Source organism: Pauljensenia sp. UMB3104 (assembly GCF_030217285.1).
GTDB lineage: Bacteria > Actinomycetota > Actinomycetes > Actinomycetales > Actinomycetaceae > Pauljensenia.
In genome coordinates, this window is record NZ_JASONN010000028.1 from 1 (window position 1) to 23,563 (window position 23,563).

The following is a 23,563-nucleotide window of genomic DNA, read 5'->3' on the forward strand; positions in this document are numbered from 1 at the left end:
TCACCCACTACATCACCCGCTGCCTCCTCGAAACCGGCGGATTCAGACCCCAACTACACCCCCAATTATGAAGAGCCTGTTATCTGAAATGTGTTAATGTCTGTCAATCAAATCCGATAGCTTGTTGTGTGTTCTGTGAGGTCTTTTTGCGAAATTATTGACTTCAGCGTTAAATGATGCGAAATCCTAAGTCATTCAGTAGTCGCTTGTAGGTTTTTCCCATTTCTGTTAGAAGGTTGTTTAGGTCGCGTTCGATTGAGTCGAGCTTAATGTCGTCAAAGCGAATGTTTTCGTTAATCTCGTAATAATAATCTGGTTTTTCAGAACTTCTGTAGAGTAGACAATCAGGTGAATTTTGCGCGAGTCTCGTTTGTTGGGTGATGTCAGGGCTGTGAAGATGTGTACTGGTAATATATAGGATCTCCTCAGCTTGTTTGATGAGTGAATTGAGCGCTTCGCAACTGTGTTCTATTTTGGCGGCATCGTCGAAATGATAGAATTTACTCAGCTTATCAATTAGTGAAGCGGGAACTGATCTGATTGAAATTGGTGCTGTTGTAAGGTAGTCGTAGAAGCATTGCTGAAGGTCATTTTTTCCGTCAAAAAGTAGCGGGGAGAGTCGTTGATGTACTGGAGAGTTGTTCGGTGTTGGCGTCTTTTGGTTCAGTGGCATTATCTCTTCCTTTCAAACTAAGGTTGCGGCGCTGATGTGTTAAAATTGGGAAGATGAGTACGATTTGAGTAATTTGATTAGTTTTGCCTGATTTGCTCCTGTTTGCTGGTGAGAGTCTGAATTCGTCTCTAGTTGGCGAGTAGTCATGTCTAGCTTGCAGTTGATTTATGTTGTCAACGTTGTGTGGTATGTTTGGGAGTGGTGGCGAAGTGGATGTTGTATGCGTTGAGCCTGCCTCCGTTGGTGCTTGATCTTCTTAAGCCCATCATTGCATGCAAAGATGGTTATGTGTTGCAGTTTGACACTTGTTTTGAAAGTACAAGTAGATGTGTGGTAAGTCTCAGGTGTGTTCTGGTTTGTTTGATGCTTTTACCCAATCAAATTAATCGTGTTTGAGCTGCGTAGACGGTTCGCTCTCGTCATTGATGAGTAGGTAAGAGAAAGGGGGCCGCCCGTGGTTTCCCACGGGCGGCCCCCCAGCAGCCTAGCGCTCAGCCCTTGCGCTTGGCAGGAGCCTCGCCCAGCTCGAAGGACTCGACAACGGCCTCGGTGGCCTCAGCGTCGTCGGAGGCGGCCACGGTCAGGGCGCCCACAGCCTTCGATGCGGCCTCCAGGTCACCCTTCACGGACTCCAGAGCCTCCACCTGAGCCTGCGGGGCGCGCACCGTCACCGCCAGGAACGGCGTACGCGGCGACACCTTCGCCTCAGACTTGACGCGACGCAGCGCGATCAGAGCGGAGGACGCGGCCTCGAGCACCGAGGGATCGCCCTCGACGCCAGCCAGGTCCGCCACGACCGGCCAGGGCGCGACGTGCACGGAGCCCTCGCGGTACCAGCTCCACACCTCCTCCGTCACGTACGGCAGGTAGGGGGCCAGCAGACGCACGACGTTGTCGATAACGATCGCCAGAGCCGCACGGGCAGACGCGGCCGAGGCCTCGTCCCACGCGCCATCGCGGTTGTAGGCGCGCTCCTTCACCAGCTCCAGGTAGTCGTCGCAGAACGTCCAGAAGAACGACTCCGTGACCTCGAGCGCGCGGGAGTGCTCGTAGGACGCCAGGGCAGCCGAGGCCTCGTCGATGACGGAGGCCAGCGCCGCCAGCACCGAACGATCCAGCGGCACCGTCACCAGCGCCGGATCCAGATCGATCGCCGCGCCCTCGCCGCCCATCGTGAGCGCAAACTTCGACGCATTCAGCACCTTGATCGCCAGGCGGCGACCAATCTTCATCTGCTGCTCGTCGAACGCCGCATCCAGGCCCAGGCGAGCCGACGCCGCCCAGTAGCGCACGGCGTCCGAGCCGTACTTCTCCAGGATGCCCATGGGGGTCACGACGTTGCCCTTGGACTTGGACATCTTCTTGTGGTCCGAATCCAGGATCCAGCCCGACAGGCCCGCGTGCTTCCACGGCAGCGCGCCGAACTCCAGGTCCGCGCGCACCACGGTGGAGAACAGCCACGTACGAATGATGTCCTGGCCCTGCGGGCGCAGATCCATCGGGTACGTGCGAGCGAACAGGTCCTCGTCATCCAGCCAGCCACACGCCAGCTGCGGGGACAGGGAGGACGTCGCCCACGTGTCCATGATGTCCAGCTCGCCCACGAAGCCGCCGGCCACGCCGCGCTGATCCTCCGTGTAGCCTTCCGGAACGTCCGTCGACGGGTCGACCGGCAGGGCGGCCTCAGAGGGGGTGATGATGTCGTCGTAGTTCACCTGGCCGTCCGCGTCCACGCGGTACCACAGCGGGAACGGCACGCCGAAGAAGCGCTGACGGGAGACCAGCCAGTCGCCCTTCAGGCCCTTCACCCAGTTCTCGTAGCGTACGCGCATGAAGTCGGGGTGGAACTCCAGCTCGCGGCCGCGGCCGATGAGCTCCTCATTCAGATCCTCGCCCGAGGCCGGGTTCGTCCACGCGCGGCCACCGTTACGGATGTACCACTGGCGCGAGGTGACGATCTCGAGGGGCTTGTCGCCCTTCTCAAAGAAGTTGGTCTGACGCATCGTCTTTGTCGGCTCGCCCTTCAGCTCGCCGGAGGAGCGCAGGGCGGCCACCACGGCCTCGCGCGCGGAGAACGTCGTCTTGCCGGTGATCTCCTCGAAGGCCGCGCGGCCCGCATCGGTCGTGATCCACTCGGGGATCTCGGTGATGATGCGGCCGTCCTTGCGCAGGATCGCGCGCAGCGGCAGCTCCAGGTCACGCCACCAGTCGATGTCGGTCGTGTCGCCGAAGGTACAGCACATGGCGATGCCCGCGCCCTTGTCCATCTCGGCCTCGGGGTGGGGCAGGATCGGCACCTCGACGCCGTACACGGGGGAGGCGACCGTCGTGCCGAACAGCGGCTTGTAGCGCTCGTCGTCGGGGTGGGCGATCAGGGCGACGCAGGCGGCCAGCAGCTCGGGACGCGTCGTCTCGATGCACACGTCCACGCTGTCCTCGACGGGCGCGCCTGCGGCGGCAGCCTTCGCGGCGGCCTCGGCGTCGGTGATGTGGAAGGCCAGGCGGTGGTAGAAGCCCGGGTACTCGCGGCTCTCCAGCTCAGCCTGGGCGACCGCCGTCTGGAAGGTGACGTCCCACAGGCCCGGGGCCTCGGCCTGGTAGGCCTCGCCGCGCGCCAGGTTGCGCAGGAACGCGGCCTGGGCGACCTTGCGTGCACGCGCGCCGATCGTCTGGTAGTTCTGCTTCCAGTCCACGCTCAGGCCCAGGTAGCGCCACAGCGCCTCGAACTGAGCCTCGTCTTCGACGGTGAGGCGCTCGCACAGCTCCACGAAGTTCTTACGGGAAATCGGCTTCTGGTCACGCGCCTTGATCGACTTGCCGTCGCCGCCCACGTGCGGGGGCTCGAAGTCGGGGTCGTAGGGCAGCGTCGCATCCACGCGCACGCCGAAGTAGTTCTGCACGCGGCGCTCGGTGGGCAGGCCGTTGTCGTCCCAACCCATCGGGTAGAACACGGACTTGCCCATCATGCGCTGGTAGCGGGCCACGACGTCGGTGTGCGTGTAGGAGAAAACATGGCCGATGTGCAGGGAGCCGGATACCGTCGGCGGGGGCGTGTCGATCGAGTACACCTGCTCGCGCGTCGCATTGCGGTCAAAGGCGTAGGTGCCCTGGCTTTCCCAGGCCTCACCCCACTTGGCTTCGAGGCCTTCGGGGGCGGCGCGGTCGGGCACGCGAGGCGCCTGCGCACGGGTGTTCATGGCCATAATTGAGTTGTCTCCATCCGAGTCGTGGACTGTTTGCCCCACTAGCCTACGTTTCCCCAGGCATTTCGGTCCAATGCTGGGCCTTGTAACTCCCGGCGCGTCGCTCACATGCGCCGTTACAAAAGTTCCCTTCGTGGCCCGGGTGGGAGAGCGGCGGTGCATGGGGATACCGTGGTGTGAGAGAGGGGAGCCGGGACGAGGCACCCGCGCGGAAGGGGATTATCGTGAGTACGCAATCGCTGGGCGAGCAGACCGTCGACCTGCTGGCGCGCCTGGTGCGCCTGGGGTGCGTCAATGACCTGACCGCCGATTCGGGCGGGGAAGAACGCGCCGCCGACCTCCTCGAGGACTTCTTCGCGGGCCTGCCCGTCTCGATCGAGCGGATTACCCCGCACCCGGGCCGCACCAGCCTCGTGGTCACGGTCGAAGGATCGGATCCCAGCAGTGACGGCACCCCCCTGACGCTCCTCGGGCACACGGACGTCGTGCCCGTGGATACAGCCAAATGGACGCGCGATCCTTTCGGTGCGCAGATTGCGGACGACGTCATGTGGGGGCGCGGCACTGTCGACATGCTCCACCTGACCGCCGCGATGGCCGTCGTGACCCGCGAGGTCGCCCGTCGCGTCCAGGACGGCAATCCTCCCGCGCGTTCCCTGGTGTTCGTGGCCGCCGCCGACGAGGAAGCACGAGGAGGGCTCGGCGTCCCGTGGATCGGCGACAACAAGCCGGATGCCTTCCCGTGGGACGCGGCCCTCTCCGAAATGGGAGGGGCACACATTCGCGGTCGCCGCGGTGGCGATAGCGTCGTCGTGGTTGTCGGCGAAAAGGGCGCCGCCCAGCGCCGCCTGCATATCCGGGGCGACGCTGGCCATGGCTCGGTCCCGCTGGGCCGCACGAGCGCCGTCGAGCGACTCGCCCAGGTGAGCGCGGCGCTGTCCGCCGCCCGCTGGCCTACCGCCACGGACGAGGTGTGGGCGGGCTTCGTGCGTGCCTTCGAGTTCGATGCAACGACCGAAACAAGTCTCATCAACGGTACCTACGAGGGCGACTACTCCGAGTTCGAGGACCTGGCGGCGTTCGCCCACGCGATCTCCCACGTGACCGTCGCCCAGACGGTCGCTCACTCGGGCGGGCCCATTAACGTCATGCCCTCCCACGCCACCCTCGAACTCGACATCCGCACGCTGCCCGGCGTCGACGACGATGACGTGGATGCCGCCATCGCGGCGGCCCTCGGCGACCTCGCCGAGCACGTGACCATCGAGCGCCTCCTGTGCGAGGCCGCCACGGCCTCGTCAATCGATACCGACCTGTACCGAGCGATCGAAGCGGCTCTGACACAGCGCTACCCGGGCACGCGCGTCGTCCCCGTCCTCTTCCCCGGCGGATCCGACCTGCGCGTCGCCCGCCGACTTGGCGGGGTCGGGTATGGCTTCGGCGCCGTGGACAGCGGGGCGAGCCTGGGACAGGTGTACTCCCAGCTCCACGCGCACGACGAACACATCGCCCTGGCGGACGTGCGCGCGACCGCCGAGGTGCTTGACGAGGTTGTGACCACCTACTTGACACATGTGTGACACATAATCAACCGGTGTTACAAATGACCGCCTGACGAGGATCCTTCCCGCCCCGTTTCTCCTGTGCATACCGTAGATGTCGGCACTACCGCCAACACCTAACACAAGGAGACACCGATGCACATCGCACGCATCCCACGAACAGCAGCCACCCTCGCCTCCGTCGCTGCCATGATGTGTGCGACCCTCGCGGCCTGTGCTCCATCTGGCGGCGGCGCGGCCCAGTCGGCATCCCGTGAAGGAACTATCGCGGTGGGCCTGCCAGGCTCCCTGTCCACGCTGGACACCGCCCACGAAACCGGCATCATCAACTACTACGTCGCGCAGGTCGTTTCCGAAGGCCTTCTCGCCGTGGGCAAGGACGGTCAGCTGATCCCCGCGATTGCGTCCGCCTATCACACTGACGACGCCCAGACCTGGGTCTTCGACATCCGACCCGATGCCCTGTTCCAGGACGGGAACCCCGTCACCATCGACGACGTCCTCTTCTCCATCGACATCGCCAAGGACCCCGACAAATCCCCGTCGTCCGCGGTCTACTGGCCCGCGGGCGTCCAGGCCGACCAAAGCGGCGACAACCAGATCACGATCACCCTGCCCGCACCCGCCGTCAACTTCGGGTGGACCGTGACCGCGAACGGCGGACTGTGGATCACCGAAAAGTCCTTCTACGAGGCCGCCGCCTCCTACGGGTCCTCGGCCGACCTCATCATGGGAACAGGCCCCTACAAGGCCGTGTCCTTCCAGCCCGACTCCAAGGCCGTCTTCGAAAAGAGCGGCACCTGGTGGGGCGGAGACACGCCCGCCCAGACCATCGAATTCGACTTCTTCTCCGACGAGAACGCGCGCTTCCTCGCGCAAAAGAACGGAACGATCGACATCGCCACCCAGCTGCCCATCGACCAGGTGTCGCAGTTCCAGGGTATTAACGGCGTGAGCGTCCTGACCGAGTCGGATCGCTCCTACGTGGGCCTCACCTTTGACCAGAACATTGAGCCCTTCGACGACATCCACGTGCGTAAAGCCATCGCCCACGCGGTCGATCGTTCCACCATCGTCTCCTCGATCCTCAAGGGGCAAGCGACGGTCGCGACGGGCATCGAGCCGCCGGACCAGCTGGGCAGCGAGATCGGCGAGCAGGCTGCCACGGATGCCCAGGCGGGCCTTCCCATCGACTCCTTCGACCTCGACGCCGCGCGCGCTGAGCTTGCCCAGTCCAAGGTGCCAGGTGGCTTTGACGCCGAACTGACCTACCCCTCCTCGATCCCGGACCTGGGTTCCGCGGCCCTCGCGCTCGCCGACAACCTCAAGCAGATCGGCATCAACCTCACCGTCACCTCCAAGCCGATCGAAGAATGGATCTCCGAGGTCGGTAGCGGCACGTACGGCCTGTCCTACATGAGCTACACCTCCACGACCGGCGACCCGGGCGAGGTGGCCGGATGGCTGCTCGGCCCCGACAACCCCGCACGCTACGAGAACCCGCAGGTCCAGGGGCTGATCGCCTCCCAGGCGACCCAGACCGACCCGAGTAAGCGCGTCGCCGACATCGTCGAAGCCGAGCGTATCGCCCAGGAGAACACGATCTACTCGCCGCTGTGGTGGGGCAAGACCTCGACGGCCTTCTCCTCACGCGTCACCCCGACGCAGTACACGCCCTACTTCTTCATGACCCCGTGGGCGTCCTCCCTGGAGCTGGCCAAGTAAATGCTGCGCTACATCCTCCGCCGCCTCGCAGGCGCGGCAGTGGTGCTCACCCTCCTGTCCTTCCTCGTCTTCTCGCTCCTGTACCTGGTGCCCGGAGACCCCGTGAAGATCCTGGTGGGCACGAGGCGCCTGACCCCCGAGGTCCGCCAGGCCGTGACCGCACGCTACGGCCTCGACGAGCCCCTCGTCGTGCGCTACTGGCACTGGCTGACCCGCGCCCTCACCGGCGACTTCGGGGACTCGGTGCGCTCCGCAACGCCCGTCACCGACGTTCTCGCCTCGCGCGTGTCACTGACCGCGTGGCTCACCATCGGCGCATTCGTCCTCGCCGTCGCCGTCGGCATCCCCCTCGGGATCGCTGCGGCACGGCGCCGGGGATCCTGGGTCGACCGGACAATCGTCGGCTGGTCGGTCGTCGGCGTGTCCGCGCCCGGCTTCGCCCTCGGCCTCGTCCTGCTCTACGTCTTCGGGCTCATGCTCGGGTGGTTCCCCGTCTTCGGCGAAGGCACCGGCCTCGTCGATACCCTGTGGCACCTCACCCTGCCCGCGATCGCGCTTGCGACCGGAATCGGCGCGATGCTCGTGCGCATCACCCGCGCGGCCGTCGGCGCCGAACTTCGCCAGGACTACGTGACCTTCGCGCGCTCGCGGGGAGTGCCCAGCAGGCGCATCACGGCCATGTACGTGCGAGGAGCCGCCCTGCCGATCATCACCTCGGCGGGACTGATACTCGGAACACTCTTCGGGTCCACGGTGCTCGTCGAGGAGGCGTTTTCTCTGCCCGGCCTCGGCCAGCTTCTCGCCGATTCCATCACCTACAAGGACGTTCCGGTCGTGCAGGCGATCGCTCTGCTGGTCGCGTTCGTCATCATCGCCGTGACGCTGATCGTCGACGTGGCCGCGTTTGCGGTTGATCCGCGTCAGACGATCGGTGCGGGGAGGGGAGCCTGATGGCGCTGTCGCTTTCTCCGCGTGCCCTGGGACGAGGCATTGGTTCCACCGCGCGTAAGATCCCCGGTTCGGTGGTCCTGTCCGTGGTGGTGCTTGTCGCTGTCGCGATCTGCGTGATTGTCCCGTCCGTCCTGGTTCCCGGCGCACTGGACCAGAACCTGGCTCTGGGAGTGAGTCCTGCGGGCACCCCCGGGCACCTGCTGGGCACCGACAAAGTGGGGCGCGACGTCCTCGCCCTGACAATCGCGGGTGCACGCTCGGCGGTCGTCGGGCCGATCGTCATCGCCGTGGGGTCTATGGTCGCTGGGCTGTTCTTCGGAATGAGCGCTGCGTGGCGCGGCGGACTGTGGGACACCTGTGTGTCGCGCTCCTGCGAGGTGCTTCTATCCCTGCCGGTCACTCTCCTCGCGATCGTCGTCGCGGGTGTGATCGGTGGCAGCTACTGGGTGACGGTCGGCGTGCTCATCGTGCTGTTCGCACCCTCGGATATTCGTATGATCCGCGCCGCGACGCTCGCTCAGAAGCCTCAGCCCTACATTGAGGCTACGCGCGTGCTGGGTCTGTCTGGCCCTCGTATCCTCACGGTCCATATCCTGCCGAACATCACGCCGATCGTGTGGGCGAACCTTTTCGTCAACATCGCATTCGCGCTCGTGTCCCTGTCCGGCCTGTCCTACCTGGGCCTCGGCGTCGGAGCGCAGGACGCCGACTGGGGTCGTCAGCTGGCGGACGGACGAGCCATTCTCGCCCAAAACCCCGCCGCGGCGGTGGCCGCAGGTCTGGCCATCATCGTCACTGCCACCGCGATCAACATCGCCGGCGACTGGTTCGCCGAGCGCAAGGAGCGTGACCAATGAGCACCGCGACCACACCTGAGCGCGGCGACGGCCTCGTGGCCTCGCACGTGAGCGTCACCGACCGCACCGGGCGAGTGATTGTCGACGACGTGAGCGTGACCGCCCGCACCGGGCGCACCCTCGTCATCGTGGGAGAATCCGGCGCAGGAAAGTCGATGCTCGCACGAACGCTGTGCGCCCTCACTCCCTCTGCGCTTGTTGCCAGCGGAACGGTGTCGCTGGGAGGAGAGACCTTCGACCTGGCGGCGGATCAAGCGCGCTTGAAGAAGCAGCGCGGGGGCGGCATCGTCTGGTTGCCGCAGGATCCGTTCACGTCGCTCGCGCCGACGCTCCCATGCGGTGAGCAAATCACGGCCGCGCGTACTGCGAGGCGTTCCGAGCGCGCTCAGCGTGCACGCGCGCTTCTCGCGGACGTCGGCCTCGACGCGCGCGTCGCTCGCTCGTACCCGCACGAACTCTCGGGCGGCATGCGTCAGCGAGTCGCCATCGCGGCGGCGCTCGACTCTGAGCCACGTGTCCTCATCGCCGACGAACCGACGACGGCCCTGGACGTCACGACGCAGCGTGACATTCTGACGCTGCTGACGCGCCTACATGACGATCACGCGATGACGCTCGTGCTGGTCACCCACGACCTGGCGCTCGCGCGTCAGTTCGGCGATGACGTCATCGTCATGAAAGACGGCCAGATCGTCGAAGAAGGTGCCGTCAACGAGGTCCTGGCCTCGCCGCGTCACGAGTACACGAAGCGTCTGGCGGACGCCGAACCACGAATCGACGGCCCCAATCCGCGTGAGGGAATGGCGACGCCAGTGGGCGCGGAAACCGTTGTCGAGGTGCGCGACCTGACCAAGGTGTTCCGATCCCGCAAAGAATCGCACGTCGCCCTCATGGATGTGTCCCTGGATATCGCGCGGGGAGAATCCATCGGTATCGTCGGCGAGTCCGGATCGGGCAAGACGACGCTCGCGCGCATCATCGTGGGACTCGAGCGCGCCGACTCTGGAACGGTTCGCGTGAACGCGCAGGCCGATCGGGGACCGGCCGTCGGCATCGTGTTCCAGAATCCCTATTCGGCTCTTAACCCCGCACGAACGATCGGGCAGACGCTCGCCGAAGCGGCGGCCGTCGCGGGGCGTCCGGCCAGCGATGTCGCCGAGCTGCTGGAGGCAGTCGAACTCCCGGCCGAGTATGCGAAGCGCCGTCCCGCACGCCTCTCGGGAGGAGAGCGCCAGCGCGTGGCCATCGCGCGTGCACTGGCGACGCGTCCACGTGTCCTCATCGCCGACGAGGCCGTTTCTGCCCTCGACGTGTCCGTGCAGGCCTCCGTCCTTGACCTGCTGACGCGCCTGCAGGTGGAGCAGGGCTTCGCTCTTGTGTTCATCACCCACGACCTCGCGGTAGCGCGCGCGATGTGCGACCGCCTGGTCATCATGAAGGGCGGCGTCGTCGTGGAGGAGGGGCGTACTGAAGAGATCCTGCACAATCCTTCCGAGGAGTACACGGCTGAGCTTCTGAGCGCCGTGCCCGGTCGGGAGGGGGAGCCCTCATGAGCATCGCTCCTGGACTCGTTCGGACACCCATCCCTCCTGGAGAGAACGCGCGCGATCAGCTGAAGGCTCTTGGTGTCCCCGATGCGCGCGCGGCGCGCTGGGGTGCGATGGGACCGGCAGTGTCGGCGACCCTATGGACGTACAGCGGGCACGCGCTCCTGGAAGCGCACCGGATGACGTCCGTCCACCGAACGATCGTGGATGCGTGTCTGCTCGACGGCAGCGAGGCAGGGGCGAGCACCATCGAGTCCGCTCAGTCCTGGGAGGTCCTTATCCAGGCCGTCCTCAATGCTGCTCCACACGCCCCGCTCATCAAGGCCGTGACCCGCGATGAGGGCTCCGTCTTCGAGGAGGCGCTTCGCTCCCACGGTTTCACTGCCTCGGGAGCGGTCGGCTCGCCGCTGTCCATCGAAGACGACAACGAGCACGGGCACGGCCGCGTGCGCGGTTGGGTGCGGTGGAACGCTCGTCCCCAAGCGATTCCCGCGTACGTGCGACAGAAAACCGACTTCACATGCGGCCCGGCAAGCGCGCTCATGGCCCTGGCGCACGCGAGCGGACACACCCCTCAGCAGGTGGGTCACGGCCTGCGCGAAGAAATGGACCTGTGGCGCGAATCGACGTACTCCCTCGGGGTGGGACCCTACGGCTTGGCAGCGGCGCTTGCCAGGCGCGGGCAGAGCGTCGAGGTGATCGTCACCCATGAGGGTCCGGTCGTCGGGCTCACGCGCGCGCACGCCGCATCGCCCGCGGCACGACGCGCTATTCACCGACAGCATGTAGACGAGGCCAGGGCACTGGGGGTTCGGGACCGCATCGGGCCCTGTAGCCTCGCCGATCTGCGTGCCGCCCTGGAGCAGGGGAACGGCGTTATCGTGCTGGTGGACCTGGAGGATTTTAACGGGGAGCAGACCCCGCATTGGATCTACGTGTGGGGGCTCTCGGGCGAGTCCGCGCTCATTCACGATCCCTGGAACGATGAGCAGTTCGGCGAAACCTGGGTCGAAACGTGGGCGGAGGCAATCGCCCTCGACCAGCTGTGGAAGTCAGCCCAGTGGGAGGAAGAAGAATCCGCCAGGGCCTTCATTGTTGTCCGCCGCTGAGTCTGTGCGCTCGCAGACGCATAACGAGGCTGGGGCCAGGTCGCGTATTCGTGCAACCCAGCCCCGGCCTCGTCAAGGAGAACGACGGAATCAGAGGACCATCGCCGCGATCCACCCACCGATCAACAGCGGAATGTTGTAGTGGATGAACTCGGGGATGACCGTGTCTCGCATGTGGTCGTGCTGACCGTCGATGTTCAGACCGGATGTCGGGCCGAGCGTCGAGTCGGACGCCGGCGAACCGGCGTCGCCGAGCGCGCCTGCCGTGCCGATGATCGACACGGTCGCGATGGGGGAGAAGCCGAGCGCCACGCACAGCGGCACGTAGATCGCTGAAATAATCGGCAGCGTCGAGAAGGACGAACCGATACCCATCGTGATGATCAGTCCGACCACGAGCATGATCATGGCGGCCAGCGCCTTCGACCCATTGAACATCGCGGAGGTCTGCTGGACGAGGGGCTCAATCTGGCCGGAGGCCTTGAGGACCGAGGCGTAGCCCTGTGCGGTGATCATGATGAGGCCGATGAGGCTCATCATCTTCATGCCGCCGCTGAACACATCGTCGGCCTGCTGCCACGGAACGACGCGCATCGCGAGCATCATGCACAGGCCCACCAGGGAACCCACGAGCAGCGGGTCGGCCTCGGAATCCATCTTGGTCATGACGGCCTGGATGACGAAGCAGGCGACGAGGGCAGCGACCGCGGCCCAGACCTTCTTCATGTCGATGGGCTTGTCGCTGTTGGAGCTGAACGAGGTCTCGCGCTGTTCGTACTCGCGCGGCTTGCGGTAGGAGACGAGCAGTGCGATTGCACAGCCCACGGCCATAGAGGCTGCGGGGATCGCCATGGCGGCCATCGGGTTGACGATGCCTTCAACCGGCAGGCCAGCATCCTCAATGTTCTTGTAGAGAATGTCGTGCAGGAAGATACGGCCGAAGCCGATCGGCACGAACATGTAGGTGGTGACGATACCGAAGGTGATCGCACAAGCGATCAGGCGGCGGTCCATCTTGAGTTCGTTCATGACGCCGATGAGCGGGGGCACCAGCAGAGGGATGAACGCGATGTGAATCGGGATGAGGTTCTGGCTCATCACGCCCATGACGAGGACGCCGCCGATGATGCCCCACTTGGCGGAGCGGGCCACGCGCGCCGAGTTCGACTCGTCAGCATTGCGCAGCTTTTTGATGATCCAGTTCGCCAGCAGGCGCGGCAGGCCCGAGTGGGCGACCGACATCGCGAACGCGCCGAGTAGGGCGTAGGACAGGGCGATCTTTGCGCCGCCGGCGAGGCCGTCCTGGAAGGCAACCATCGTGCCGGACATGCCCATGCCAGCGACCAGGCCGCCCACGAGGGAGGCCACGAAGAGAGAGATGACGACGTGCACGCGTGCGACGCTGAGGATCAGCATAACGAGCACGGAGAGCACGACTGCGTTGAAGAGCAACATGTGTGTTCCTGTGTTGAGGGTGCGCGGGTGCGCCAAATAAAGGGGAGGTAAGCCGCTGTGCGGCAGGTGGTGTCAGCCGAGATGGGAATCGGCGTGGATGGATGCGTCGACGGCACCTACCAGTGCGGTCGACAAACCACCTTCCTCGGCGGCCAGCAATCCTGCGATTGTGGTGCCGCCGGGGCTCGTCACCCGATCAATGAGTTGCGCGGGGATTGTGCCCGCCTCGCGCTCGGCGAGGAGCAGAGCAGCGGCTCCCGCCATCGCCTGCGCGGCAATCTCGACGGCGCTGTCCTTGGACAGGCCGTACTTGAGACCAGCGCGGGCGAACGAATCAACAATCTGGAAATACCAGGCGGGAGAGCACGAGGCCAGGGCCTGGAACACGGGGAAATAGTCCTCGTCGATGAGGATGGTGCGGCCCACCGAATCCATGAGGGATCGGACGGCTGCTACCTGTGCGTCTGTGGCGCGCGTGGCCGTCAGGGCGGTCATGGACTGCCCGACGGTGGCCGCGACGTTCGGCATGACGCGCACGAGCGGGATGCCCGCGCCGAAGTCAGTGGTGATCTGGTCGAGGGTGCGTCCTGCTGCCAGGGAGACGACGCAGACGTCGGGTCGGCCGACCACGATGGGGGAGATCTCCTTGACGACCGCGCGCTGATCCTTGGGCTTGACAGCCAGGATGATGATGTCGGCCTGGCGCGCCAGGGACGCGTTCGAGGACGCGGCGGTCGCACCGAGCTCGTCGGCGAAATCGCAGGCCTTCGCAGCCGTGCGGTTGGAGAAAACCAGTGTCGCAGGATCGACGCCGGACGCGACGGCACCGCGAGCGATGGCCTGGGCCATGGCTCCCGTTCCGATGAATCCGATACGCATCAGGGTCTCCCACGAGAGATTGGTTAATTGCGATGCAGTCTACTCCACTTTGCCGTTTCTTGGTGTAGTGGTCGCACTGTGAGACGAGGCCGAGGCGTGGTCTCCCGCATGGAGTCCCGCGCCCCGGCCTCGTGCCGACATCGTGGGTGTCAGCGCTTGCGCGTGCCGAAGATGGAGCGCGTGATCTCGCGGCCGGCGGTGCGCAGGACGGACCCGAGGACGTTTTCGACTTGGCGGGTGCGGCGTTCGGCGGCGCGCTGGCGGGCGGCCTCCTCCTTCTCCTGCTGCTTTTCAACCTGGCGGCGCAGCCGCTCCATTTCCTTCTGACGTGCAGCCTCTTCCTTGGCGGCGGCCTTCTCGGCCTCCTTGGCGGCGCGTTCGGCTTCCTTTTCGGCTTCCTTCTGCGCGCGTTCAGCTTCCTTGGCTGCCGCCTCCTGTGCGATGGCTTCCTCGCGGGCGGCCTGGGCCTCGGCGGCGCGGCGCTCGAGCTTCTCCTCGGCCGAGTCGGGGTTCACGGCGTCGCGGTAGCGGCCCATGATGACGCTGGACTGGTTGATACGCGCGATCGTGTCGGCGGACGCGGGGCCCATGACGGAGGCGGGCGCCCAGATGCCGACGGGCGTGACCGGGGTGGGATTACCCTTCGGATCCAGGACGGTGACGACGGCCTCGCCGGTACCCAGGGTCGTGAGGACCTCGTCGAGCTCGAGGGACGTCTTCGGGAAGGTCTGGACCGTGGCCTTGAGCTTCTTGAAGTCATCCGGCGTGGAGGCGCGCAGGCCGTGCTGGACGCGCGAACCGAGCTGTGCCAGGACGTCGGAGGGGATGTCCTTGGGGGTTTGCGTCACGAAGACGACGCCCACGCCCTTGGAACGGATGAGGCGCACGGTCTGGACGACCTGACGTTCGAACTCCTTGGTGGCGTCCGCAAACAGCAGGTGTGCCTCGTCGAAGAAGAACACGAGCTTGGGGCGCTCGACGTCGCCGACCTCGGGCAGGGTGGAGAAGAGGTTGGCGAGCAGGAACATGATGACGGCGCTGACCAGGGCCGGGCGCGAAGAAATGTCACCGACACCGAGCAGGGAGATGATGCCGCGGCCCGTCGAATCCATGCGCATGAGGTCAGCCGTGTCGAAGCCGGGGGCGCCGAAGAACTGGCCGCCGCCCTGGGACTCGAGCGCGGTCAGGGCGCGCAGGATGACGCCGGCGGTGGCCTTGGAGACGCCGCCGATCGTGGCCAGCTCGTCCTTGCCTTCGTCCGAGGTCAGGAAGGAAATGACGGCGCGCAGATCGGGCAGGTCCACGAGCTCGAGGCCCTGGCCGTCCGCCCACGCGAAAATCAGCTGGAGCGCCTGCTCCTGCGTCGTGTTGAGCGAGAGGGCGCGGGCCAGCAGGATCGGGCCGAAGTCGGAGACCTGGGCGCGAACGGGCACGCCCGGGAACTGCGAATCCGCCCCACCCAGACTCAGTAGCTCGACGGGGAACGAGGCGGGTGCCCAGTCCTGACCGTTGGCCGCGGTACGGCTCAGGAGCTTCTCGGAGCTGGCCCCGGCCTCGGCCAGGCCCGTCAGGTCGCCCTTGACGTCGCACAGGAGCACGGAGGAACCGTTCGCGGACAGGCCCTCGGCCAGGAGCTGGAGGGTACGGGTCTTGCCGGTACCCGTCGCGCCTGCGACCAGGAGGTGGCGGTTGAACATGGGCAGCGGCATCTTCGCGCTGACGCCGGGCACGCGCGCACCATTGTCGATGAGCGTGCCGATCGTGACCGCGGGAACGTCCCAGGAGTAGGCGCCCTGGATCTGGGTGGCGAAAGCTGACAGCTCGCCGCTCGGGGCGGGGGACGAGGCCGGGGTGGCCGCGGGTGCTTCGGCGGCGGGATTCTCGGGCGCGGGGGTGGCCTCGACGGCCTCCACCTGGCTGCGCAGCGCGTCAGCCGTCGCGCGGGCTTCTGCTGCCTGGGCGGCCTCCGCCTCAGCCTGTGCGGCGGGTTCCTGCGCGGCCGCGGATCCGGCTGCTTCGAGCTGGAGACGCAGGGCTTCGGCCTTCGCGCGGGCGGCCTCAGCCTCGGCGGCCTTCGCCGCGGCTTCCGCTGCGGCGAGCTGCGCCTTCAGATCCTCGATGTTCTCGCTCATGGTGTGGTCTTTCGGCTCTGGGCGCGGTGCGCCACTGTACTTCGACGTTACCGGAACAGTATCCCTTGGGACTGCAGTCCCATGCGAGTTATTCACGGCCGGGAGGGTGTGGGATTTGTCCACAACCCCTCGGCGCGCCGAGCGGTTATCCACAGGGGTCGGTTTTCGTGTGTTCTCCCCTCATACCTGGGGGCTAGCGTGCATGCATGAACGTGTCCCACTGGTTGGCTCGTCGGCGCATGGCGGCGCTGACAAAAGCCGTATATGACAGTGCCCTCACTGAGGATGACGAACCTGCCGAACCGAGCGTCGTCCGCTTCCTCCCCGGCGGGGTGAGCGTCGCCGCCCTCGTCGTCGTGGTCGTGCTCATCGCATCCGTGGGCGCATGGAGGCACGCGGCCACGCAAGAACGCGCCGACAGCCTCGTCCAATCCTCCTCAGAGCGACAGGAAAGTGGGGCCACGGCGCCTACTGCTCCTCCAGCCGCGTCCGCACCCCCGTCCGTGTCGGCGCGGGACCAAGCCACAGACGTTGTTGTCTACGTCTCCGGAGCGGTTGCCTCTCCCGGAGTACTTACCCTTCCCGCCTCCTCCCGCGTCATCGACGCCATCACCGCAGCGGGAGGAGCTCTCCCCGAGGCCGACCTTGAGTCGATCAACCTCGCACGCATCCTGGTCGATGGTGAGCAGATTCGGGTCGGCGTCGCAGGGGAGTCACCGCCTCCCGCGTCATCCGAAGGAGGCACATCTGCGGGAGCCTGCGTCCGCCTGACGACAGCTACCGAAACAGACCTCCAGACGCTACCCGGCATCGGACCCGCACTCGCCAAGCGCATCATCACCTACCGATCCACGCACCCACGCCTGACATCCGTCGACGAGCTCGACGACGTCCCCGGCATCGGCCCCTCACTCATCGAGAAGATACGACCCGGAGTGTGCGCATGAACGACTCACAATGCGCTCCCCGCATGATCGACCTGCGCCTCGCACCCGCAGCCGCCGCCACCTGGGGTGCCACCTGGTGGGCGACGGGACACCGCGCGCCCTGGGAGAGCATCGGCGCGTGTGCCCTCCTCGCCCTCGCCTGCGCCGCCTCCTACTCGTGCTCGAGGCGAGGCCGACGCGCCCCCCGCCACGCCCTCACCCCACCCGGATCAATCCGCCTCAGCCTCGCACTGATCCTCGCATGCGTGGCCTGCGCGCTCGCGGTCGGATCCGTCGCGCGCAGGCAATACGACGCAGACCCTGCACGCGCCGACTCCGGACCCATCCACGCGCGCGTTCGCCTGCAAACCGACCCAGCCCCGCCTTCGTCCGGATTCTCTGCCACGCGACACGCCCACGCGCGCATCGAGGCCGTCGCAGCGGGGGAGGAATGGATACCCTCCCACGCGACCGCGCTCGTGAACGCTCCCGGGTGGGACAGCGGTGCGCGCGGCGACATCTACGAGGTCTGGGGGAGCCTGGACGCCACCTTCGCAGCCGACGCGCCATCGGTGGGCACGATACGCGTCAGACGATCCCGCTTGATCGAACGACCCGGTGGCCCATCCGCCTGGATGCGCTCCACCCACCAAGCCTTCGCCCGCGCATGCTCCTCCCTGCCCAGGGATGCGCGCGCCCTCGTGCCCGGCATGGCAATCGGGGACGACCGAGGCATGCCCGCAGACCTCGCCCAAGCCATGAAAACGACCTCCCTCACCCACCTCACCGCCGTTTCCGGATCCCACATCGTCATCATCCTCGCCACCGTCACCCTCGTCGTCCCCGCACGAAAAACCCTGCGCCTGACAGCAACCATCCTCGTCCTGGGCACAATCCTCACCCTCGTCGGCCCCGAAGCCTCAGTCCTCCGCTCCGTCTGCGTCGCCGCCGTCGCCGCCCTCGGACTCATCCTCGGACGCGACGGCCAATCCATCGCCGCCCTCTGCGCCGTCGTCATCGCGACGCTCCTCATCGACCCCTGGGCCGCCCGCTCCTACGGCTTCGCACTCTCCGTGCTCGCCGCGCTCGCGGTTGTCGGCCCGTCGTCTGCGCTCATTCGTCGCTCGCGCCGACGCATTCGCGGGGATACGCGCGCGGGGCGGGTGCTGCGTCGCGTCGTGGAGATGGTCTGTGTGCCCGCCCTCGCGGAACTCGCGACAGCACCCCTCATCGTGTCACTCTCCGGAACCGTGCCGGTGTGGGGGATTATCGCTAACGTCGTCGCCGAGCCCGCCGTTCCCATCGCGACTATCGCGGGGATTACGGGTGCTCTCCTCACCCCGCTGAGTATCCCAGTAGCCTCGGCGTGCGCCCGCGTTTCCTCGTGGGCGACCGCGTGGATCGCAGGAACAGCGCGCTTGTGCGCGAATCTGCCTGGAAACGGTGTGGCCGTGCCCGGCGGGGCCTCGACCGTTGTAGGCATCTATGCCTGCTGTTGCTGCGGATGGCTCGCGTGGAGGGCGTGGGTGCGGTGGGGAGCTCCGCGCATTGACGGCAGTGAAACGTCAGCGCAGGAGTAAGACGCCACTGTGGGGTGCCGTCAAACCGTCGTGACACCTGCCACGACTATTGTCCGCCATGGGCAAAGAGGGACGCAGATGGGGCCGCCGAGTGGCAGACTTAGGGAGTTACTATCACAGCGGAAAGGCAGGAAGACGTGGCAGCACGCGGTTCGCGCCCGGCGGCCCCAGCCGAGATAACGCTGGCACCCATCGTGTTGATCAAAGGCCCCGAAGGCCTCCTCGTTGACCGTGCCCTCGACCGGCTGCGCGCCCTCGCCCACGAGGCCGACCCCAACCTCGAACGCACCGACATCAACGCGGCGACCTACCAGGCCGGACAGCTCGACGTGATCGCCTCGCCCTCGCTCTTTGGCGAATCCCGCATGGTCATCATCCGTGACCTCGAGACCATGAGCGACGCACTCGCGAACGACCTCATCGCCTACTGCGCGGCCCCCGCCCCCGACGTGTGGATGTTCCTGGCCCATCCCGGTGGAAACGCCCGGGGCAAGAAAGTCATCGACACGATCACCAAGGCCAAATGGCCCGTAATCCCCGCCGATCCGCTGAAAAACGACCGTGACAAGCTGGCCCTCATCGCCTCCGACGTGCGGGCCGCGCGTCGGCAGATGGACACCGAGGCCCAGCAGGCACTCGTGGACGCGCTGGGTAACGACCCTCGCGCGATGGCGGGCGCACTGGCGCAGCTTCTCTCCGACGTGAGCGGACGCATCACCTTGGAGGACGTACGTCGCTATCAGTCAGGGCGCGTCGAGGCCACGGGATACGACGTGGCCGACGCGGCCGTCGCGGGGAACTCCGCGAAGGCGCTCACGCTCGCCCGGCACGCGTTCGCGACCGGCATCGCCCCGCAGCTGCTCGTGACCGCCCTGGCCATGAAGTTCCGCGCCATGGCGAAAGTATCGATCGGTGGATCGGCATCCGCGTTGAAGATGGCCCCCTGGCAGGTGGACCGAGCGAGGCGTGAGCTGCGCGGCTGGTCCGACGCCTCGCTGGCAGGGGCCTTCGGCGCCATCGCCATGGCAGACGCCGAAACAAAGGGTGCGTCGCGGGACCCGCAACGCGCTATCGAAAAAGCAATTATCACCATCTGCAGGCTGCACGGGCGCTGAATGCGCGCTTCGGCCTCGTCTATCGGACGCCCGTAGGGAGTGAAGAGGAGATACATGAAAACCATCCGCACGCTGGTGGGGAGGCTACGCGAGTTTAAGACCGCCTCGATCCTGACCCCGCTGTTCATCATCGGGGAAGTGGTCCTCGAGTGCTTGATCCCGCTTACCATGGTTTCGCTTGTGGATGCACTCGACGGCGTATCCCTGAGCCCCGTCATGCGCCTGGGCCTGATCCTGACTGGGCTGGCCTTCGCCTCGCTTGCCTGCGGTATCCTCTCCGCGCGCTTCGCGGCGACCGCCTCGGTGGGCCTGGCGAAGAACCTGCGCCAGGATCTCTTCTTTAAGGTGCAGGACTTCTCGTTTGCGGACATTGACCGCTTCTCCACGTCCTCCCTGGTCACCCGCATGACCACGGATGTCACCAACGTGCAAAATGCCTTTGGCATGCTTATCCGCATCGCTGTGCGTGTGCCCCTCATGATCGTCTTCTCGATCGTCATGGCGTGGCGTATCAACGTGCAGATGGCTCTCATCTTCCTCGGCATGGTGCCGGTGCTCGCCATCATCCTGGCAGCCATCGTGCTCATCGCCTTCCCGATCTTCCGCCGTATTTTCAAGAAGTACGATGCCCTGAACAACTCCGTCCAGGAGAATGTCGCGGCGATCCGCGTCGTGAAATCTTTCGTGACCGAGGACTACGAGACCACGAAGTTCCGCGCGGCATCTCAGGATGTACGCAAGGACTTCACGAACGCTGAAAAGCTCATCGCGCTCAACAGTCCCGTCATGATGTTCTTCGTCTTCGCGGCAATCGTGGCCGTCGACTACGTTGGCGCATCGATCATCATCAACTCGGGTGCGACCGAGCTGACGAAGGGCGGGCTCACCGCCCTCATCACCTACGGCATCCAGATCCTGACACATATGCTGATGCTCGCCTTCATCTTCGTCATGACGACGATGGCCGCAGAGTCCGCGCACCGTATCGCCGAGGTTCTCAACCACGAGCCGTCGCTGACCTCGCCCGAGAACGGCGCGACCGATGTTGCGGATGGTTCCGTCGTCTTCGAGGACGTGTCCTTCAAGTATTCGGCGAGCGCCGAAGAAAACGCCCTGTCTGACATCAATCTGCGTATCGAATCCGGATCGACGCTCGGCATCGTGGGCGGCACGGGCTCCTCCAAGACCTCGCTCATCCAGCTGATCTGCCGCCTCTACGACGTCTCCGAGGGATCCGTGAAGGTCGGTGGACGCGACGTGCGCGACTACGACCTGAGCGCTCTGCGTGACGCGGTTGCCGTCGTCCTGCAGAAGAACGTTTTGTTCTCCGGCACGATCAAGGAGAACATGCGTTGGGGTAACCCCGAGGCCACCGACGAGCAGATCGAGCATGCGTGCAAGCTCGCGCAGGCCGACGAGTTCATCCAGCAGCTGCCCGGGGGCTACGACTACGTGATCTCCCGAGGTGGCAGCAACGTGTCGGGTGGCCAGAAGCAGCGCCTGTGTATCGCCCGTGCACTGCTGAAGAATCCCAAAATCCTCATCCTGGACGACTCGACCTCCGCGGTGGATACGAAGACCGACTCGCTGATTCGCAATGCTTTTGAGACCGAGATCCCGGGCACGACGACGATCATCATCGCCCAGCGCCTCTCCTCGGTGAGCCATGCCGATCAGATCATCGTCCTGGACGACGGTCGTATCACGGAACGTGGCACTCACGAGGAGCTGATGGCAGCGGGCGGCGAGTACCGAGAGATCTACGATTCCCAGAACGCCGCGAGCGAAAGCGAGGTGGCCTGACATGGCACGCACGCGCAACTCCCGAATCGACGACGCTGACAAGCTCGAGGGTATTGAACGTCCCTTCGGCCGCTTGATGGCCTACGTCTTCCGGCACTATCCGGTGCGCATCTGCCTGACGATTGTGTGCATCATCCTCGCATCCGTGGCCTCGGCCGTCGGCTCAATCTTCATGCAGCAGATCGTCGACAACGTCGTGACCCCGGGCCTGGAGAGCGGCTTCGACGCGGTGCGAGGAACCCTGGTACGCCTCGTCATCACGATGGCTGTCATCTTCGGTGTCGGCGTTATTGGCAGCTTCATCTACACGCGTGCCATGGCGATCGTGACGCAGGGGACACTCAAGCACATGCGTGACGACATGTTCGACTCGATGGAGCGCCTGCCCCTGCGATTCTTCGACACGCACCCGCACGGCGCGATCATGTCGACCTACACGAACGACACGGACGCGATCCGCCAGCTGATCGGCCAGTCGATCCCGACGCTCATCCAGTCGGGCCTGACCATCATCGTGCTGGTTGGCACGATGCTCTACTACTCCGTGTGGCTGTTCCTCGTTGTGCTCCTCGTGGGTGCGCTCATGGCCTTCCTGACCGGCAAGCTTGGAGGCCTGTCGGGCCGCTTCATGAAGGCCCAGCAGGCGGCTCTCGCTGACGAAGAAGGCTTCATCGAAGAGATGATGGACGGCCAGAAGGTCGTCCAGGTCTTCAACCACGAGCAGGATGCCAAGGATGAATTCGTGGAGTTCAACCAGAAGCTCTTCGAATCCTCGCAGAAGGCGAACATCTACGGCAACGTGCTGATGCCTGCCCTGGGCAACATCGGCAACATCATGTACGTCGTCATCGCCATCGTCGGCGGCGTCATGATCTTGGAACAGACGCCGAACATCCACCTTGTCGGCGTCGACGTGATCACGGTCGGCGTGGTCGTCTCCTTCCTGGGCATGGTCCGTAACTTCTCGCAGACCATCGGCCAGATGTCCATGCAGGTTCCCATGATTGCCCTCGGTATGGCGGGTGCGGGCCGCGTTTTCGCGCTCATCGACCAGAAACCCGAGGAGGACGAGGGCTACGTGACCCTCGTGCGTGCGCGCGAGCTGCCCGACGGCACGCTCGAGCCGACCGAGGAACGCACGGGAATCTGGGCGTGGCGCCATCCTCACCAGGCCGACGGCACCGTCACCTACACGCGCCTGCGCGGCGAGCTGGTCATGGAGGATGTCGACTTCTCCTACGACGGTGAGAAGCAGATCCTGCATGACATCTCCCTGTGGGCCAAGCCCGGCCAGAAGATCGCCTTCGTGGGCGCGACGGGTGCCGGCAAGACGACGATCACCAACCTGATCAACCGCTTCTACGACATCGATGACGGCAAGATCCGCTACGACGGCATCAACATCAACAAGATCCACAAGCCGGACCTGCGCCGCTCGCTCGGCGTCGTCCTGCAGGACGTCAAGCTGTTCACGGGCACGGTCATGGAGAACATCCGCTACGGCCGTCTGGACGCCACGGACGAGGAATGCATCGCCGCCGCGAAGCTGGCCAATGCGGACTCCTTCATCCGACGCCTGCCCGAGGGCTACGACACGATGCTGACGGGCAACGGTTCGAACCTCTCGCAGGGCCAGGCTCAGCTCCTGTCGATCGCGCGTGCCGCTGTGGCTGATCCACCGGCGATGATCCTGGACGAAGCGACCTCCTCGATCGATACGCGTACTGAGGCACACGTGCAGCAGGGCATGGATAACCTCATGGAGGGGCGCACGGTCTTCGTGATCGCCCACCGCCTGTCGACGGTTCGTAACTCGGACGCGATCATGGTCCTCGACCACGGTCGCATCATCGAGCGCGGCAGCCACGACGATCTGATCGCGCAGAAAGGCGTGTACTACCAGCTCTACACGGGTGCCTTCGAGCTCGAGTAGGCGCTGGCGGATTGCAGCAATGCCCCGGCCTCGTTTTGAACTGCGCCCCGAAACTTGGACGCGTTTAATGGTAGCCGTTATGCGGCTTCCTGTAGGGCCTGATCCCGGTATTC

Annotated in this window: 16 protein-coding genes; 11 read left to right on the forward strand and 5 right to left on the reverse strand. The window is 65.2% G+C overall.

The window, feature by feature from the left end; genetic code table 11:
* Positions 1 to 169 precede the first annotated feature (169 nt).
* Together QP415_RS09765 and valS are read right to left on the reverse strand one after the other, a co-directional pair.
* Positions 170 to 673, reverse strand: coding sequence for a hypothetical protein (locus QP415_RS09765; protein WP_285099875.1), 504 nt, complete (start codon positions 671 to 673; stop codon positions 170 to 172).
* Between the two features lie 491 nt (positions 674 to 1,164).
* On the reverse strand, positions 1,165 to 3,876 hold the full coding sequence (gene valS, locus QP415_RS09770) for a valine--tRNA ligase (RefSeq protein ID WP_285099876.1): 2,712 nt from the start codon (positions 3,874 to 3,876) through the stop codon (positions 1,165 to 1,167).
* A gap of 224 nt (positions 3,877 to 4,100) precedes the next feature.
* Here valS and QP415_RS09775 point away from each other — a divergent pair, with 224 nt between their 5' ends.
* From QP415_RS09775 to QP415_RS09800, 6 genes are all read left to right on the forward strand, one after another.
* The gene (locus QP415_RS09775; RefSeq protein WP_285099877.1) at positions 4,101 to 5,456 is read left to right on the forward strand and encodes a M20/M25/M40 family metallo-hydrolase; all 1,356 of its coding nucleotides are present in this window, start codon (positions 4,101 to 4,103) and stop codon (positions 5,454 to 5,456) included.
* Between the two features lie 117 nt (positions 5,457 to 5,573).
* Positions 5,574 to 7,163 carry an ABC transporter substrate-binding protein gene (locus QP415_RS09780; RefSeq protein ID WP_285099878.1) on the forward strand — a complete coding sequence of 530 codons (1,590 nt, stop codon included), beginning with the start codon at positions 5,574 to 5,576 and terminating at the stop codon, positions 7,161 to 7,163.
* Entirely contained in the window at positions 7,164 to 8,114 is a 951-nt protein-coding gene (locus tag QP415_RS09785) for an ABC transporter permease (RefSeq protein ID WP_048675204.1), read from the forward strand.
* Entirely contained in the window at positions 8,114 to 8,971 is an 858-nt protein-coding gene (locus tag QP415_RS09790) for an ABC transporter permease (RefSeq protein ID WP_048675201.1), read from the forward strand. The genes QP415_RS09785 and QP415_RS09790 overlap by 1 nt, the downstream gene beginning before the upstream one ends.
* Entirely contained in the window at positions 8,968 to 10,524 is a 1,557-nt protein-coding gene (locus QP415_RS09795) for an ABC transporter ATP-binding protein (RefSeq protein ID WP_048675198.1), read from the forward strand. The genes QP415_RS09790 and QP415_RS09795 overlap by 4 nt, the downstream gene beginning before the upstream one ends.
* A complete protein-coding gene (locus QP415_RS09800; protein WP_065422104.1) occupies positions 10,521 to 11,627 on the forward strand; it encodes a peptidase C39 family protein in 1,107 nt (368 codons plus the stop codon). Before QP415_RS09795 ends, QP415_RS09800 begins: the two co-directional genes overlap by 4 nt.
* Before the next feature lie 90 nt (positions 11,628 to 11,717).
* On the opposite strand, the gene QP415_RS09805 is transcribed toward QP415_RS09800, so the two are convergent.
* The 3 genes from QP415_RS09805 to QP415_RS09815 all read right to left on the reverse strand — a co-directional run bounded on the left by QP415_RS09805 (position 11,718) and on the right by QP415_RS09815 (position 16,093).
* On the reverse strand, positions 11,718 to 13,082 hold the full coding sequence (locus QP415_RS09805; RefSeq protein WP_016461207.1) for a Na+/H+ antiporter family protein: 1,365 nt from the start codon (positions 13,080 to 13,082) through the stop codon (positions 11,718 to 11,720).
* A gap of 72 nt (positions 13,083 to 13,154) precedes the next feature.
* Entirely contained in the window at positions 13,155 to 13,961 is an 807-nt protein-coding gene (gene proC, locus QP415_RS09810) for a pyrroline-5-carboxylate reductase (protein WP_048675196.1), read from the reverse strand.
* Between the two features lie 149 nt (positions 13,962 to 14,110).
* Positions 14,111 to 16,093, reverse strand: coding sequence for a helicase HerA-like domain-containing protein (locus QP415_RS09815; RefSeq protein ID WP_048675194.1), 1,983 nt, complete (start codon positions 16,091 to 16,093; stop codon positions 14,111 to 14,113).
* A 206-nt stretch (positions 16,094 to 16,299) separates the two neighbouring features.
* Here QP415_RS09815 and QP415_RS09820 point away from each other — a divergent pair, with 206 nt between their 5' ends.
* The 5 genes from QP415_RS09820 to QP415_RS09840 all read left to right on the forward strand — a co-directional run bounded on the left by QP415_RS09820 (position 16,300) and on the right by QP415_RS09840 (position 23,450).
* Entirely contained in the window at positions 16,300 to 17,040 is a 741-nt protein-coding gene (locus QP415_RS09820) for a ComEA family DNA-binding protein (protein ID WP_285099880.1), read from the forward strand.
* Positions 17,037 to 18,599 (forward strand): ComEC/Rec2 family competence protein, encoded by a 1,563-nt coding sequence (locus QP415_RS09825; protein WP_285099883.1) that lies wholly within the window; start codon positions 17,037 to 17,039, stop codon positions 18,597 to 18,599. Before QP415_RS09820 ends, QP415_RS09825 begins: the two co-directional genes overlap by 4 nt.
* Positions 18,600 to 18,736: 137 nt before the next feature.
* Positions 18,737 to 19,714, forward strand: coding sequence for a DNA polymerase III subunit delta (holA, locus tag QP415_RS09830; RefSeq protein WP_285099884.1), 978 nt, complete (start codon positions 18,737 to 18,739; stop codon positions 19,712 to 19,714).
* A 54-nt stretch (positions 19,715 to 19,768) separates the two neighbouring features.
* A complete protein-coding gene (locus QP415_RS09835) occupies positions 19,769 to 21,517 on the forward strand; it encodes an ABC transporter ATP-binding protein (protein WP_016461201.1) in 1,749 nt (582 codons plus the stop codon).
* 1 nt (position 21,518) lies between these two features.
* Positions 21,519 to 23,450 carry an ABC transporter ATP-binding protein gene (locus QP415_RS09840; protein WP_285099885.1) on the forward strand — a complete coding sequence of 644 codons (1,932 nt, stop codon included), beginning with the start codon at positions 21,519 to 21,521 and terminating at the stop codon, positions 23,448 to 23,450.
* The last annotated feature ends 113 nt before the right edge of the window (positions 23,451 to 23,563 follow it).

Excerpts from the sequence above, each read along its gene's own strand:
- valS (WP_285099876.1), bottom strand. The coding sequence starts at position 3,876 with ATGGCCATGAACACCCGTGCGCAGGCGCCTCGCGTGCCCGACCGCGCC.
- QP415_RS09805 (WP_016461207.1), bottom strand. The coding sequence starts at position 13,082 with ATGTTGCTCTTCAACGCAGTCGTGCTCTCCGTGCTCGTTATGCTGATC.
- QP415_RS09840 (WP_285099885.1), top strand. The coding sequence starts at position 21,519 with ATGGCACGCACGCGCAACTCCCGAATCGACGACGCTGACAAGCTCGAG.
- QP415_RS09790 (WP_048675201.1), top strand. The coding sequence starts at position 8,114 with ATGGCGCTGTCGCTTTCTCCGCGTGCCCTGGGACGAGGCATTGGTTCC.
- QP415_RS09825 (WP_285099883.1), top strand. The coding sequence starts at position 17,037 with ATGAACGACTCACAATGCGCTCCCCGCATGATCGACCTGCGCCTCGCA.
- QP415_RS09795 (WP_048675198.1), top strand. The coding sequence starts at position 8,968 with ATGAGCACCGCGACCACACCTGAGCGCGGCGACGGCCTCGTGGCCTCG.
- QP415_RS09800 (WP_065422104.1), top strand. The coding sequence starts at position 10,521 with ATGAGCATCGCTCCTGGACTCGTTCGGACACCCATCCCTCCTGGAGAG.
- QP415_RS09785 (WP_048675204.1), top strand. The coding sequence starts at position 7,164 with ATGCTGCGCTACATCCTCCGCCGCCTCGCAGGCGCGGCAGTGGTGCTC.
- proC (WP_048675196.1), bottom strand. The coding sequence starts at position 13,961 with ATGCGTATCGGATTCATCGGAACGGGAGCCATGGCCCAGGCCATCGCT.
- QP415_RS09765 (WP_285099875.1), bottom strand. The coding sequence starts at position 673 with ATGCCACTGAACCAAAAGACGCCAACACCGAACAACTCTCCAGTACAT.
- QP415_RS09820 (WP_285099880.1), top strand. The coding sequence starts at position 16,300 with ATGAACGTGTCCCACTGGTTGGCTCGTCGGCGCATGGCGGCGCTGACA.
- QP415_RS09815 (WP_048675194.1), bottom strand. The coding sequence starts at position 16,093 with ATGAGCGAGAACATCGAGGATCTGAAGGCGCAGCTCGCCGCAGCGGAA.
- QP415_RS09835 (WP_016461201.1), top strand. The coding sequence starts at position 19,769 with ATGAAAACCATCCGCACGCTGGTGGGGAGGCTACGCGAGTTTAAGACC.
- QP415_RS09780 (WP_285099878.1), top strand. The coding sequence starts at position 5,574 with ATGCACATCGCACGCATCCCACGAACAGCAGCCACCCTCGCCTCCGTC.